Origin of the sequence: Parapedobacter sp. SGR-10 (assembly GCF_011030405.1) — a bacterium.
GTDB lineage: Bacteria > Bacteroidota > Bacteroidia > Sphingobacteriales > Sphingobacteriaceae > Sphingobacterium.
Window position 1 is genome coordinate 492,944 of sequence record NZ_JAAJTJ010000001.1, and the last position, 14,560, is coordinate 507,503.

The following is a 14,560-nucleotide window of genomic DNA, read 5'->3' on the forward strand; positions in this document are numbered from 1 at the left end:
CGAACCGAGCAAAGCGAGCTCACCGCAGGTAATCCTTTCGTGTGCCTGTTAAGAGGTACACGAAAGGATTTGTGCACCAACAAGAATACCCTAACTTTTTCCCAAAAACACAGGTAACATTCCTAACAAATTTTTGATCTGTATGTAGACGCATCAGGAACATGCATCTGCCATTAAGACTATACAGATTAAAAATAAAATGTTATGAAAAAACTTCTACTTACCCTCATGTTATTGAGCTGTTCCTTTTTAACCTTTGCACAGGAAAGTAGCAAAGGAGACCTTCAAATCGGTGTACAGGGAGGAAGCAGTGTACCCATGGACAGTTACAAAAAAGTCGGCGAAACCAAAATAGGCTATTACACAGGTTTGTTTGTCGATAAATATTTTTCCGGCAACAAGTTTGGTATAGGTGTGGACGCCCGCTATATCTACAACGAAATAAACAAGCAGGATAGCTTCAAATTTGAAAATGGCCATTTCGGGACTGACTACCGCAACAAAACCCGTTTTCAAGATTTCCTGTTTACCTTAGGGCCGACCTATAAATTTAGCAAAAACAAATTCCAATTGGAAGCATATGTGCGTGGAGGTATCATGATGCAGTATTTTCCCGAATATGTACGCACCATGACCTACACCGATGCTCTTGGGAATGCGACACTGTATGATCCCAAATGGACAGAAAATGGCCCAGACAACAGAGCGAATAGCTGGGCCGGGTTGGGCGGACTACGGTTCAACTACGTGATCAGTCCCAAAATTGCGGTATTTGCACATGCAGACTATGTGCAGACATTTGGCACCAAATTCGGCAGCAAAGCTAGCCAATTTACGGTCAAAAATAGTGTAGAGATTCAACCCGTAGATGCCACGACCTCCGTCCTGAGCTTTCTGGATCATTACGAAGAGCTACAAGTCTCTAGCCGAACACCGCATCAAACCGTACAGGCAGGTATAGGCGTAAAAATGATCTTTGGAAAAACAGTACCGGTCGTCCCTCCAAAAAAAGAAGAGCCCGTCAAATACGAGGATATCCCTGCACCGGTGGCCAAAACCAAAGCCTTACAGATCGTCGTCAAGGATAAACAGACCAATCTGGCGCTCAGTGGTGTGACTGTGTCCATCAGTGGAGGAAGCGTGGAAGAGAAATCCATTTCGGACGCCAGTGGGCAAGCAGCCAAAATAGAGGATATCAAACCCGGAAATTATCAAATCGTCGGCGAGAAAAATGGTATTAAAACACCTATCCTGACGTTGAGCGAAGCAGATTTCAAAAGCAATTCATCGGTCATTTTCAAAGAAATTTATCACGATGACCCTCGGTTTACTTTGGTCGGAGAAACTTTTGATTGTACCACACAGAGCAATCTCGGCGGTATCAATACTATGCTGACCAATACTGGAAATAAAACCAACATAAGTCAGATTTCGGACACAAAAGGTCAGTTCATCTACCAATTGGATCCTCAAAGTGAATTTACTGTCGTGGCCAACCAACAAGGAAAATACTCGCAGACAGAATTGGTATCTACCAAAGGATTGGACCGCAGCCAAACTTTGTACGTGACACTCAAACTAGGTGTATGTGAGCTGGTCAAAGATAGTTCCTGGGAACTGAAAAACATCCTGTACGATTTTGACAAGAGCGATATTCGTCCCGATGCAGCATTGATATTGGACAATGTAGTATCTATCTTAAAACAGAACCCTTCCCTGCGTATCGAGTTGTCCTCACATACAGATAGTAGGGGAAATGACGGATATAACCTGAAACTCTCCCAACGTCGTGCAGATTCAGCTGTGGATTACCTCGTCAAAAATGGTATATCGAGAAACAGGTTGATCTCTAAAGGATACGGAGAGACCAGACTAAAGAACAATTGCGGAAATGGAGCCGATTGTTCCGAAGAACAGCATCAAGAAAACAGACGCACGGAAATAAAGGTCTTGGATTTTTAAATAGATGAAAAGGCACACGCGGCACACTCCTGATGGTAGGTAAGCGTGCCACGTGTCCTTTATTTGAAACCAGAGTAGCAAAACTGAAAAAGATTTCGTTTTAAATCACAGCACTAACAAACCTCAACTATGAAAAACAACATAAACACCCTTACACAAAAGGAGAAAACCCGGGAAGAACCTGGTTTAATAGCTTTTATCCTTGGTTTTTTTATATTTCTTTACCGCAGATCACGGCCTTGATCTGCTTTACACAGACGAGGGTGTCTAGCTACCGTTATTTTGTCATTCCGACGACAGGAGGAATCTATATTCAAAGCCATTTTAGATCCTTCCTATTGTCAGGATGACAGACTTTTTAGACACCTCTATATTTTATCCCTATGAAAATGAGTATGCACAAAATACCGCCAATCCACATAAGGACAGAATCATCTGTCTTTTTTTTCAACCCTATCTCATTCCCTATACCCGAATAATTGATATTGGCCCAATACCAGGGGTTTTGGTGTTCTACTGAGGCTTTTGACAAGAATATCCGCTTTGCATTGGCCAGAGACATAACTGGTTTTTTATGCCGATAAAGTTCCTCATAGAAAAGTGAAGTCAACCGGAGCATAGTTTCATCGTTAGCAAACCAATAGGTGGAAATGACCGAGGGTACACCTTTGCCCAGAAAAACACGTTGTACACTTTCCATGCCTTCTGAAGGAAGTGCCTTGCCACTACCGGTATTACAAGCCGACAAAAAGACCATTGGCGAATAAATATGATAAAAACGCAATTGCGCTGTCGATATAGGATTTTGTAAATAAATAATAGGGTTTTCTTCGTGGTCCAAGACGGTATGGGCTGCAATATGGATCACATGTGCGCTGGAAAATTGCCGGACAATGGCCGTATCATGCTGCTGCTCCGGACCGATGCGCTCGCTGCCAAAATGCCGACTGAGATTGTTAACCTCTTCCTGTACAAAGTGTAGATCAGGCAAAGGCTTGGGGAAAGTAGATCGGTACAGCAAACTGATATCTGTCTTGTCCACATTGGGTGCGTCCAATAAATCGTACAGAATAAAAGAATTGAGGTAGGCAAAATTGTGCGTATACACCAAAAAGTCATTTGCATACAAAGCATCAAAGGGTAAGCCATAGAGCTCACCGTCCAACGAGAGACATATATCGCTTTCAGCGAACTGGACTTTGGGCAATAATTCATGGACGATATGTCTGGACTGCTGTCGATAATGCTGTGGATCCTGATTGTACGCATGAGGTGAAAGACCGAAATATCTTTCTTTGAAACGGCCAATCCGGTCTATAAAAGCTGGATCTTCTACCTTATGGTAGACATATTGCTGGCCTAGCCGCCCAATGACCGTAACCGTACTGTCCTCATGTACAAAATAACTGTAATAAGTCTTTGTCTCATCATGCAGATGCTTCAAAAATATGACCTTATCCGGTGAATAATTGTAGGTCTCGAAATAGCGTTCGGACAATTGAAAATCAATCATCATCTGGTCGATTTGTTTTTGAAGCGCCTGTCGTTGAACGTTGTCTGAAGATTGACTGATCTTTTGATAGAGATTTCTGATCGTCTGTATGGCGTTTTTCAGCTCTGGATTCGCTTTATCCCAGTTATCCGATCGGTTTATTTCATTGATCAGCAGTCTTCCTTTACTTAGTTCGATACACCACAACAAGGTTTCCAGCAAGTCCTGTTTAGGTTTTCCTTGTTCCAGCAGTCTTTCAGAAAGCGCCGTCATTTCCTCAATGATGCCCCTATTCCAGATATTATTGTTGATTTGGTTTCTTTTGCTCGTAATGAGCTGTTGGGTTCTAAAGTCATTTTCGATTGCCCATTGGTAATAGTACAAAGCCGAGTCTATACGATCTTGTCGACTATGGCACCTTGCCAATCCGACCAATGCTTGGGTATAGGTATAGTCCAGAATGTATGTTTCGTTCAATGCTTGAGTAAACAGCGAAATGGCCTGTACAAATTCCTTTTTTGCCATCTGAATATCCCCCTTCTCATACAGAAGGTTGGCTATCACCTGTTGCAACTTTGCTTTTGTCCGGAATTGAGAGTTTGGGAAATTTTGATTTAAAACGGATAAAGCTTTCCGGGCCGGTTGTATATGATTATTGAGTTCGGCGTACAGCCCCAAAGCGGAAGTGTACCAGACCAATGTATCTCCGGTAAGACGATGTTTGCTGAACTCGTCCAATGCCAGTCTATTATACCGATTACTTCGCTCGTGATCATCTTTCAACACGTCTGAGAGTGTATTGTATAACAATCCTTTGGAAAGAGAAGGAATCGGATAGGCAAGGGTTCGGAGCAGTAGCTCTTCAGCTTTATGAGGTTCACCGTTAAAAAGATAAGCATTTGCCAAATTTCCGGTAAAACCGGAAAGAGACGTATAGTCATCCCTGGGTATCTCGCTGATGGTTTTTTCTAATAGGCTGATAGCTTTACGGTTATCATCGATCCGGATATAATTATTTGCGAGTGGCTTAATGACATAATCCAGATATGCAGGATCTTTCATATCGTGTTGCTGAATAAATCCTAATACTCGCTCGTAATACCGGACACTCTGGTATATATCACCATACTCTTTTAAGGCATAGGCCATGAATATCAATCCATAAACATACATTTCCTGCTGTTCAACAGATTGGGGATGAAGTTGTAGACTATTCAAAAAAGAGTCCGGGTTATGGACATACCTTTCGGGAGCTGTATCGGCAATGTTCTCAAAGTATTCGAAAATGGAATCAGGCATTACTACCGAAACATTATTGGTAGAAACTGTGGGAAGCACAGGTGATGTACATTGCAGAAGCGTCACCACCCAAAAGCAACCGATCACAACATATACACTCCGGTTTATTCGCATATGATCTTTATGAATATATCGTAGGGGCGAAACGTTCTTCGCCCGATACGGTAAAAACCCCATTGATAGACAAAAGATTTTTTGTCCCTACAACACAATATACATATAAAAAATCAAAACCGCCTCGCTGGCGCACGAATCCTTTCGTGTGCCCCTCAATACCGTCAAAACCGCCAGATACCATATATACCACTGTGGGATTTTTGGTTTTTGTCATAAGCCACCCTAAACCCTATTGCTGGTCCCATGTAGACACGCCCGATATTGATGTCGAGAAATGGGTTATATTTAATATTGCTGTGCTTTGTGACAATATCTATGTTTTCAAAAGAAGCAACCTTTTCCGGTGTACCTTGGGCACCTGTAAAATAATAATCGACTTGATTGCTAACTGAAGTGTTGAAATCCTTTCTTAGCGACACACCCACCCCGATAGATACCCATGCATTGATATTATATCTTACCTGCACCGGTAGCTGTACGGAGACAAAGCTCCGACTATCACTTGAATCTTTGGCGCTGTACTCCTGTTTTCTCTCGATTTCCCTTCCGTTTTCCCAAACTGTTACATCAACAATTCCTTGTTCATCCTTACGAGGTACGGAGCTGTTTTGTGCATAATAACTGGTATAGATTTCCGCCTGCCAGAATGGTCTTTTGTAAGGAGCCATAGGAGCCAATCCGAAGCCCAATTGTATGCCAGGTTTGAACTGATACTTGGTTTCATGCTCCTTTGGTGTACCAAATGTTGCTGTAGTCCCGACAGTTACAATCGGCGAGATGATCTGCCTAAAACGAGAAGTAGAGGTATTGGTCTTGATCGGTGGGTTCTTGTCAAAATAGATATTTGTGAACGATTTGAACGATTTGTTCCGAAACTTCTTCTTTTCCATGTCGATGTCGAAAAGGATAAAACCCTTGGTACTGTCCATATCTGTGATGTCCTTGGCTGCCGTACCCGGTAGGGCGATATCCTTGAAGTGAAACACAAAGGTACCATCGTCCTTGATATAATACCGGTAGCAACCCATTGCATTTGCAGTCTGGCAGGTGTCACATTTTGGGTACAGTGCCTTTAACCGAAAGGTCTCCTTGTTGACTTCCGGAGGAAGAGCCATTTCCAGGCGGACATTGCGGGCATCTCCTTCGCCATCATTCTGAAACTGTACCTTGTAGGTCAGCGTTTTGTTTTTGCTCTGGAACCTATAGCTCATCCGTGCCGGCTTGACCGACATCTTGTTGGGATCATGGGATTTCACGACCGGAATATCCACTTGATGTACATTGGCTATACCGTCTTCGGGAATAAACACACCTGTAATGGTCACAATGGCATTGGTATCTACGAGCATATCCTCGGTCACATCCAGATTGATAAGGGAAAATTGTTGTTCTGCGTTTGAAGGGTCTACATCATAGGCTGTTAGGCTGTTGTACGCACTGTAAAGGTTTTTGAAATAGTCGACGGCTTGATTGGCATTTGCAAAAAGCGAGACTTCTTTGACACCATAATCGGGACTACCGGTTTTGGTAAAGGTAGATTGCTTGACATTAGCCCATAGACTTTGTAACCCATCCCGTTGTGGCAACGTATCAATTTTTTCCTGGTAATAACAGCTCTGGTTTGCAAATTTAAAACCATCAAGACCAGCGACCTTTTCATTGGACAAAAGATATATCCTACCCTTTCTACCCTCCGTATTTACACCCACTACAAGCGCAATATCCTCTCCCGGTTTGGCATCGGAGAGTTTAAAAATCTGGAATATACCATTGGAAGAAAAGAAGTTTTGTTCGAACGGATTGGGAGAGCTCGTTTGAGAAGCAATGGCTGAACTAACCTCCACCTTCTTTCTGGGTCGTTTGGGTTTTCCACCATCATCATAGTTATTTACGGCATACAAGGTCACACTATATTCACCAGGCTTTGTATATTGGTGTACAGGCTCAGCCTGCGTACTGAAATGCCCGTCACCAAAATCCCACAGATAGGTGTAATAAGGAGCACGCCCACCCGGTACTTGTACCAAAGGCCTCAACTCGGATTTGAATGACAGCTGATTGCCCAGTATCTCTGTATATATCTTGCTTTCAAAAGTATCGACAGGCACAAGGGATTCGGGCTGCTGTGCAAAGAGAGATTGCACATACATTAGGATCGTTGCCAAGTATATAACTGGTTTCATGGTAGCAGCTCTGTTAATATTAATAAGGTATTGTACTCGAATTATACAAATATTGTTAAATTTACAAATAAACTTCGTTTTTGATGCACATCGACCAAATTTATATCCAATATCTAAAAGATAACGATAGTAAGGGTATACAGCTTATATATAATAAATACGCAAGGCAAATTGTTACCCTCATACAGAAAAATAGTGGAACGGAAGATGATGGGTACGATATCCTGCAAGAATCGTTGGTGGACATTTATCACATGGCCCGCGAACGTAATTTTGAACTGACCACGAGCTTCGGATCTTTTCTCGCTTTGGTGTGCAAACGCAAATGGCTGAATGTATTGAAAAAAAATCAAAAAATACAGGTAACAAAAGCATCCGATGACTTATTTCATATTGAAGATCATTCACAGCACGAGTGGGAAGAAATGTTAAGCCAGGTGGACAAAGAAAACAAAGTCATGGGTCTATTGGATACACTAGGAAAAAGCTGTCAGGAAATCATTAAGCGTTGCCTGGCCGAAAAGCACCAGGAACAGATTGCAGAGTCGATGGGCATTTCTTATGCTTACCTACGCAAAAAGAAAAGTGAGTGTATGGCTTCATTGATTCAGAAAGTAAAACAAAGCGGGATTTTTTAAAACGAACAACGTAATGGAAAACAGGGCAGAAAAAATTCAGGATTATATCGATGGACTCTTGCTAGGTGAAGAGTTAATACAATTCGAAAAACAGATCGCAGAGGATGAGGATCTGAAGGTGGAAGTCAGCCTACAACAGGAGCTACAAGGCATCATCCGCAGTAGGCTGAACTCAAACGAGAAAATACTACGTACCCATATGCAGAATGCCCGCATATTGTCACAGTCCACCAAAGGTTCTTCCAAGAAAGTGTACAAGTTGTATCTTCCTATCGCCGCTGTAGCATGTTTGCTGGTCTTCTTTTCGCTATTCCTACTCCGCAACAGTGACAGTGGACTGTACGATCTGCCAACCATGCAGTCAGAGATCGTACGTGGACAGGAGGAGAATGTAAGCTATGAACATGCCGTGAAGGCTTTCAATAACAAAGAATACGAACAGGCACGAACCATGCTGGATATCCTCATCACAGCCGATTCGACAATCGTACAGTACCAGTACTACGCCGCTTTGACCTATTTTGGTGAAGAAAACTGGGCGCAAAGCATACAGGAACTCACACCATTAGCAGAAGGAAAATCAATTTTTGCCGATGAAGCAAAATACTACCTCGCAGTGGCATACCACAAAACGGAACAAAAGGATAAAGCTATAGCATTACTCAACGAGATACCTGCTCAAGGCAAAGTAGGTCAGAAAGCAAGTAAGCTGTTGAAGGAATTAAAGTAGTAGAGACTCTCTGTCTGTCCGTAGAGTTGGACCAAGACCAAAGCGGAGGGCTCTCTACGGACTTTTTCGTTTGACCCATGCTGGCCCACGAACTCTTTCGTGTGTCGCTGAAGCATTATATAGGCACACAGATCGTTATCTCCGTTCCGATACCTTTGGACGCCATATCCATCGTCCCTTTCATACTTTTCAGCCGTTCGCGTATAGAGTTCAGTCCAAATGTTTTAGCGGTAGTGATTTTATCAGGATCAAAAGTTCTTCCATCATTCTCTATATGTATATACAGCAAATCAACTTCTTTGTATATAGCCATATTGACCTTTTGGGCATAGGCGTGCTTAATGATATTGGTCAGTATTTCCTGTATCACACGGAGCATATTGATACGCAGGTCTATAGATGTCCCCGCAAATACATCCTTGTCGATTGCGATATGCGTCTCATATCGGTTTGATGGCAAAGCTGTCCGCATCAATTTATGTAGATGTTCGATATAGGCCTCCTCTTGCCGTATGATACTTTCCTCGGACATATGATGGCTTTTGGTGCGCGTCTGTTGGTAGGCCCTATCCAAGAGGGCCGAAATGATCTGGATATTTTCCTGTTGGGAAGGGGTGAGTAATCCATCGTACATATACGTGATATTATTTTTGATAGCAGCGAGTGTACCGGCCAGATTGTCGTGGAGATCCTGGGCAAGCTTTTGTTGTTCTTCAGTTCGGATAGTCGTTCTTATCTCCTCTAGTACGGCCACTTGCAGATTGGCTTCCTGGTTCAGCCTGGAAACAAGCTGCCGGGTTTTTAAACTCTTTGCCCGCATATAGAGATATAAAGACAAGAAACATACAAGGGCCAGTGCTGCAATCACTGCAACCCATACATTGCGCTCTTTTTCTTTTTTCTCCGCTTCGATCAGCAGAGCTCTGCTCTCTTCGGATGCCGTATGTGCGTACAGCATCTGGTCGATATCATTGACGAGTACACCTTGTATAGAGTCGATATGATGTGCAGCTGACATGGCTATTTCGTATGCTTTTCGATATTGCCCCTTATTGGCCCATAGATTGGCTTCCAAACGATTGATCGTATAATAGTGCTGTCCAAAATCGACAGCATCCCCCTTGAGTTTATCTATATAATAGGCTGCACTGTCATTTATTTCATAATGCAGAAAAAAATCTGCTTTAGCCGTATAGAGTATCGGGAGTAGGTTGCCGATGATGGCATCAGATGCATGTTCAGAGTTGAATAGAGCAGCCGACATTTTCTCCAAAGTATCATAACTCTCCTGCCGTTTGTGCAGTAAGGTGAAATATTTATGGAAATAAAGGTGATTTTGATAAAAGTTGATCGTCAACGTGTTTTGGTGCTGCGGCTTAATCACAGCTATCAATGCCTGGTGGATGTTTTCAGCGAGTTTGAGCGTAGATTCCACCTTCGCTGTATCCCTCAAGTGAGCATAGGAGGCTATGGCAGGATTGATGACATTGATATAGCTGGCAGCTATATTCATGTTAATATCCTTATTGCTAATGAGCGTAGGAAATTCATTCAGGTAATCAACACATTCCTCATAGGTATCAATCACTTTTTGGTAGGCATGCTTATCCCAATATGTGTTGCATTTTCTACCGGCCACCATCAGGCTACGTTGTCCATAGTGGGTATTGACTTCTTTCTCGGCCTTTTCCAAAAAATACACGCTTTCCCCTTCACGATTCGCATAGTTGGCATTATTGCTCAGATTGATGTAATAGTTGATACGAAAGGCGTTCAGCGAATCTGCACTCCATGCGATTTTTTTGTATGGTTCGAGGATACGGATGAGATCTTCCCGTTCGAAGAGAACACCTTGTGCAAATTGCTTATCGAGCAATCGCCCTGCCTGTCTCAGATAACCCTTAGCCGTTATTTCCTTTTTTTCATATTGTCTATAATATGCTTCCAGTGAATCGGTTAATGGAGATTGACCCTTGGCTGTAGCGAATAGCAGAGAATAGAGGATGGCCAGAAGTAATGGATAAACCTTTGCCATGATAAGAGTCGTATGCGAAATCTTTAAATAAGTTCGTGGTCTCGTGCGTATTTGACCAGCTGTCCTATAGAATGGCAATTGGCTTTGTTCATCATTTTACGCCTATGGGAAATAATGGTGTGCACACTAAGAGATACTTTATCGGCGGTCTCCGCTATACTCATCCCATTGGCAAAATAGCGTAACAATTCCAGTTCTCTGGGGGTAAAATTCAAGATGATGGCGCGATGATCTTCCAATATTTTTTGGACGTATGTATCCAGAAAAGGCTCCTTCGTGTCAAGATGTTGCATACACTCGATCAGTGTGGCAGGGTCACACAATTTACTGATAATTCCATATGGTTTTGCAAGCAATATATTCTGGATGACATCGGGCGAAGTAGCACTGGTCACAAATACTACACGCGCATTTTTATTTAATCGTTTGATATCAGGTAACAGGGAAAGCCCGCTTTTGTCCTGAAGATAATAATCCAAAAAAACATAAATATCCTGTCTACCCAACGAAATCAGAAAATCACTAAATTCTTCTGCCGTATAAAATAAATGAATATATTCAAAAAACCTGTATTTTTCTAACAACAAGGAAAAGGAATCGGCAAATAGCTGATGATCGTCCAGTACTACGGCGCGCGGCTTATTCATATTTATTTATACTAGTCTTGGTAACGGTACACATCATTTGGATATGAGTAGCAAACATAACAAAAGCTTTTAATTTTATCCCAAACACATGTATGCAAACATATTACACAGTACAACATATACTATTATTTAGGCACAAAAATAAACATCAATACCTAATTATTGGTATTTTAAACAACAAAACATCTTCCTTAAGGACCTTTCGGGACTTATAGTGCTTCGTTATCTTATATCCGTTAGGTAGAAAGGCTTTCTTTTTTTTCTGTTTTTTTCTTTTGGAGTGAATTTTAAGAACTATTCATCTCTTTCTTTACCAGATGTCGGGTTATCTCTGGCATCAATCTGTCCATAATATTCCCTTAGCGTTGCATCCGCAATTATCTCCACAATAAGGTCTATCAGACGGTCTTCTTTTTCTTTCTCCATCTGTTCATAAAACTTGTTTATATCTTCAAGGTTCTGTTCTGGCGTTTTACCCTTTTTCATAACATCTTATTTTAGACGTTAATTTACAGCAAGATCCAGACTTAAAACCTTGAAAAACAAAACTTAATTAAAATATAACTTTGATAAAATATATTTTTTATGCCGAACTTATATAAATTAGTGCTACATTTACCATAAAAAACTGTTTTGGCAGAAACGTTAGAAAAACATATCGGTCGCTATTTTAAGGAAAGTGAAAGACTTTCCAAGCAGAAGCTTGTGGAATCAATAAAAAAGGATTTTCCTGATTGGTCTGACAACACCATTAATATGTATCTGTCCAAGCTGAAAAAAGAAGGGGTTATAAATGCTCCCTCCAGAGGGATTTATGAACTTGATGGACAAAAGCCTTTTCAGCCCAATATTTCAACCACGCTAAAAAGAATATTCAATAAGGTTAAGCGGGAATTTCCCTATATCAGTTTTTGTGTTTGGGATACCGTGTGGTTGAATGATTTTATGCGTCATCAACCTTTTAAGCATTATACCGTCGTGGAAGTTGAAAAAGATGCTTCCGAATCTGTATTCGCGTTTTTAACGGACACTACTAAAAGCGTTTTCTTTAATCCTGATGAGGAAATATTTGACCGCTACATTCACAACCAAGATGAAGTCCTTATTGTGAAGAATATGGTTTCAGAACCTCCTTTGATAGAAAAAGACAAAATTATTATTCCTGCATTAGAAAAGTTATTGGTGGATATGTTGATTGACACATCACTTTTTTCAGCACAGCAAAATGAAAAGGAATTTATTATGCAGAGTGTAATGGAGAAATATACTTTAAATGAGTTAAAGATGCGTAGGTACGCTGTCCGAAGAAACAGAGAGGAAGAAATTGACGAACTGATAAATATAAGTTTGGCAAAATAAATTTATTTATGCCAATGATATATAAATTATGATAGACACAAAGTCATATACTATTGAATGGATCACCGACTTACGAAATAAGTTGGGGAAACGCATTGACCCAAAACTGATTGAAAAAGTAATATACGCTTTAACACTTTTGGAGCAATTGCAATTGAATAATCTAAATTTTGTGTTTAAAGGCGGAACAGCTCTGCTTTTAGCTACGGAAACACCTAAGCGATTTTCGATAGATATTGACATCATTACAGAAGAACCGGAAGATAAAATCAAGGCGATTTTAGAAAAGATAAGCCAATTAGAAATGTTTATCCATTGGGAAGATGACAACGACCGAAAGCATACGCCTGATGCACCGATCGGGCATTTTAAAATATTCTACAAAAGTGTGGTAGATGGTCACGAAGAACCAATATTATTGGATTTGTTATACACGCCCAATCCATATCCTGAAACAAAAGAATATCCAATAAATCATAGCTGGTTAACCACATCGGGAAAAGATACGATAGTTGTATTACCAACGTTTGAGGCTATTTTGGGAGATAAGCTTACGGCTTTCGCTCCGAAAACCACAGGTATATTGTATTCAAAAAATCGTCCTGTCGAAATCATTAAACAGTTATATGATATAGGTTTCTTGTTTGACCAAATAAATGACCTCAACGTAGTAAAAGAAAGTTATTCGAGAGTGGTACAGGAGGAAATCGGCTATCGAAAGTTAAATATGGATGCCAAAGAGGTATTGGAAGATACTTGGCAGGCCTGTTACACATTAGCAGAAAGAGATACAAAATCTGATGAATTCAAACACCTGCAATTGGGCATTAAGAACTTTACGAATTTCATTATCGACCGTTTTTCGATAGAGGAAGCCATAACGGCATCAGCTAAAGTTGCCTATCTGACTTCATTGCTGAATAAAGGAAGTCAGGAAATTGAACGGTTCAAAAATCCATTGGAGATTAAGGATTGGCTGATTGAAGATCCAACCTACAATAAATTAAATAAATTAAAGAAGACCAATCCAGAAGCGTTTTTCTATTGGTATAAGAGTATTAGTTACAAAAAATGAAAGAAAATAATTTCAAAATATATCATCCATTGACAACAGTTGATTTCTTCTGCGGAGCAGGAGGTTTTTCAGAAGGTTTTAGGCAAATGGGATTTAATATCGTGCAGGGTTATGACCATTGGAAGCCAGCTGTCGATACTTTTAATCATAATTTCAATCTTCAATGTGAAGTGAAAAATATTTTAGATTTTGAAAACTCGATTGAAGAAATTGAAAACATTCCTAATACATCTGTAATATTAGGTAGTCCTCCTTGTGTCAGCTTCTCTTCATCAAACAAATCAGGAAAAGCAGATAAAAAATTAGGATTACGTTTAATAAAAACCTTTTTAAGAATTGTTGCTGTAAAAAAACATCAAGCAAATTCAACTCTTGAAGGATGGTTCATGGAAAATGTAGTCAATTCTAGAAAACATTTACAAGAAATCACTTTCATCCAAATAACCCAATAGATGCATTAGAAAAAATTATCGTAAAAGAAGACGGAAGTCCTCTTAACGGAGAAATTACTGTTTACAGAAAACTTTGGGAGGATTTGAGTAAAAGTGAAATTGAATGGGATGTTTGGCACGATTTAAAATTACCAGAGCACTCAGATAATCACAATTATTACAAAAAGACAAGTGCGCAAATTGATTTTGTAATACTTTCAAAGCATGGATTAATTGTATTAGAGGTAAAAGGAGGCCCTATTTCCACAATGAATAACACATTTTATTATGGAAAAAACTTTGTGCATAATCCGGAGGATATGCACCCAATATCCGGCTGTTAATCCAGGCTCAAAAGGAGCTGATATCTCTGCCATTCCGGCATATATGCACCCAAAAACAGCGTAAAAGGAGCTGTTTAGGGAGAGATACTGAGCCGATCCGTCGATATTCCGGAGCATATGCACCCAGTTATTGGATTCGGGTATAGATCCGGGACGATTCCGGAGGATATGCACCCAGAAAAGGAAAGAGAACCGTTGTTTTCAGTTTCGTAGACAGTGATTCCGGAACATATGCACCCAGTGGGATT

12 protein-coding genes are annotated in these 14,560 nt (G+C 40.6%); 7 read left to right on the plus strand and 5 right to left on the minus strand.

Annotated elements, in window-relative coordinates; all coding sequences use genetic code 11:
* Positions 1-204: 204 nt before the first annotated feature.
* Positions 205-1,962, plus strand: coding sequence for an OmpA family protein (locus G5B00_RS02015; RefSeq protein ID WP_163871563.1), 1,758 nt, complete (start codon positions 205-207; stop codon positions 1,960-1,962).
* A 358-nt stretch (positions 1,963-2,320) separates the two neighbouring features.
* Here the strand turns inward: G5B00_RS02015 and G5B00_RS02020 are convergent, their stop codons facing one another.
* Together G5B00_RS02020 and G5B00_RS18255 are read right to left on the minus strand one after the other, a co-directional pair.
* Positions 2,321-4,867: a CHAT domain-containing protein gene (locus G5B00_RS02020; RefSeq protein ID WP_163871564.1), complete on the minus strand. Its 2,547-nt coding sequence runs from the start codon at positions 4,865-4,867 to the stop codon at positions 2,321-2,323.
* 164 nt (positions 4,868-5,031) lie between these two features.
* Complete coding sequence (locus G5B00_RS18255; RefSeq protein ID WP_163871565.1) at positions 5,032-7,053, minus strand: PKD domain-containing protein; 2,022 nt, start codon at positions 7,051-7,053, stop codon at positions 5,032-5,034.
* 83 nt (positions 7,054-7,136) lie between these two features.
* Between G5B00_RS18255 and G5B00_RS02030 the strand changes: the two genes are divergently transcribed.
* Positions 7,137-7,691 carry an RNA polymerase sigma factor gene (locus G5B00_RS02030; RefSeq protein WP_163871566.1) on the plus strand — a complete coding sequence of 185 codons (555 nt, stop codon included), beginning with the start codon at positions 7,137-7,139 and terminating at the stop codon, positions 7,689-7,691.
* A gap of 13 nt (positions 7,692-7,704) precedes the next feature.
* Positions 7,705-8,421, plus strand: coding sequence for a hypothetical protein (locus G5B00_RS02035; protein ID WP_163871567.1), 717 nt, complete (start codon positions 7,705-7,707; stop codon positions 8,419-8,421).
* Positions 8,422-8,536: 115 nt separating this feature from the next.
* On the opposite strand, the gene G5B00_RS02040 is transcribed toward G5B00_RS02035, so the two are convergent.
* The 3 genes from G5B00_RS02040 to G5B00_RS02050 all read right to left on the minus strand — a co-directional run bounded on the left by G5B00_RS02040 (position 8,537) and on the right by G5B00_RS02050 (position 11,589).
* On the minus strand, positions 8,537-10,456 hold the full coding sequence (locus tag G5B00_RS02040) for a sensor histidine kinase (protein WP_163871568.1): 1,920 nt from the start codon (positions 10,454-10,456) through the stop codon (positions 8,537-8,539).
* Between the two features lie 23 nt (positions 10,457-10,479).
* Entirely contained in the window at positions 10,480-11,103 is a 624-nt protein-coding gene (locus G5B00_RS02045; protein WP_163871569.1) for a response regulator transcription factor, read from the minus strand.
* Positions 11,104-11,397: 294 nt separating this feature from the next.
* On the minus strand, positions 11,398-11,589 hold the full coding sequence (locus G5B00_RS02050; RefSeq protein WP_163871570.1) for a hypothetical protein: 192 nt from the start codon (positions 11,587-11,589) through the stop codon (positions 11,398-11,400).
* 147 nt (positions 11,590-11,736) lie between these two features.
* Here G5B00_RS02050 and G5B00_RS02055 point away from each other — a divergent pair, with 147 nt between their 5' ends.
* Genes G5B00_RS02055 through G5B00_RS02070 form a run of 4 tightly spaced genes read left to right on the plus strand, consistent with a single transcriptional unit; the run spans position 11,737 to position 14,312 of the window.
* On the plus strand, positions 11,737-12,462 hold the full coding sequence (locus G5B00_RS02055) for a DUF6577 family protein (RefSeq protein WP_163871571.1): 726 nt from the start codon (positions 11,737-11,739) through the stop codon (positions 12,460-12,462).
* A 28-nt stretch (positions 12,463-12,490) separates the two neighbouring features.
* On the plus strand, positions 12,491-13,537 hold the full coding sequence (locus G5B00_RS02060; RefSeq protein ID WP_163871572.1) for a nucleotidyl transferase AbiEii/AbiGii toxin family protein: 1,047 nt from the start codon (positions 12,491-12,493) through the stop codon (positions 13,535-13,537).
* Entirely contained in the window at positions 13,534-13,989 is a 456-nt protein-coding gene (locus G5B00_RS02065) for a DNA cytosine methyltransferase (RefSeq protein WP_205966254.1), read from the plus strand. Before G5B00_RS02060 ends, G5B00_RS02065 begins: the two co-directional genes overlap by 4 nt.
* A 53-nt stretch (positions 13,990-14,042) precedes the next feature.
* Positions 14,043-14,312 carry a nuclease-related domain-containing protein gene (locus G5B00_RS02070; protein WP_317168824.1) on the plus strand — a complete coding sequence of 90 codons (270 nt, stop codon included), beginning with the start codon at positions 14,043-14,045 and terminating at the stop codon, positions 14,310-14,312.
* Positions 14,313-14,560: the final 248 nt, after the last annotated feature.

Excerpts from the sequence above, each read along its gene's own strand:
- G5B00_RS02015 (WP_163871563.1), top strand. The coding sequence starts at position 205 with ATGAAAAAACTTCTACTTACCCTCATGTTATTGAGCTGTTCCTTTTTA.
- G5B00_RS02020 (WP_163871564.1), bottom strand. The coding sequence starts at position 4,867 with ATGCGAATAAACCGGAGTGTATATGTTGTGATCGGTTGCTTTTGGGTG.
- G5B00_RS18255 (WP_163871565.1), bottom strand. The coding sequence starts at position 7,053 with ATGAAACCAGTTATATACTTGGCAACGATCCTAATGTATGTGCAATCT.
- G5B00_RS02030 (WP_163871566.1), top strand. The coding sequence starts at position 7,137 with ATGCACATCGACCAAATTTATATCCAATATCTAAAAGATAACGATAGT.
- G5B00_RS02035 (WP_163871567.1), top strand. The coding sequence starts at position 7,705 with ATGGAAAACAGGGCAGAAAAAATTCAGGATTATATCGATGGACTCTTG.
- G5B00_RS02040 (WP_163871568.1), bottom strand. The coding sequence starts at position 10,456 with ATGGCAAAGGTTTATCCATTACTTCTGGCCATCCTCTATTCTCTGCTA.
- G5B00_RS02045 (WP_163871569.1), bottom strand. The coding sequence starts at position 11,103 with ATGAATAAGCCGCGCGCCGTAGTACTGGACGATCATCAGCTATTTGCC.
- G5B00_RS02050 (WP_163871570.1), bottom strand. The coding sequence starts at position 11,589 with ATGAAAAAGGGTAAAACGCCAGAACAGAACCTTGAAGATATAAACAAG.
- G5B00_RS02060 (WP_163871572.1), top strand. The coding sequence starts at position 12,491 with ATGATAGACACAAAGTCATATACTATTGAATGGATCACCGACTTACGA.
- G5B00_RS02065 (WP_205966254.1), top strand. The coding sequence starts at position 13,534 with ATGAAAGAAAATAATTTCAAAATATATCATCCATTGACAACAGTTGAT.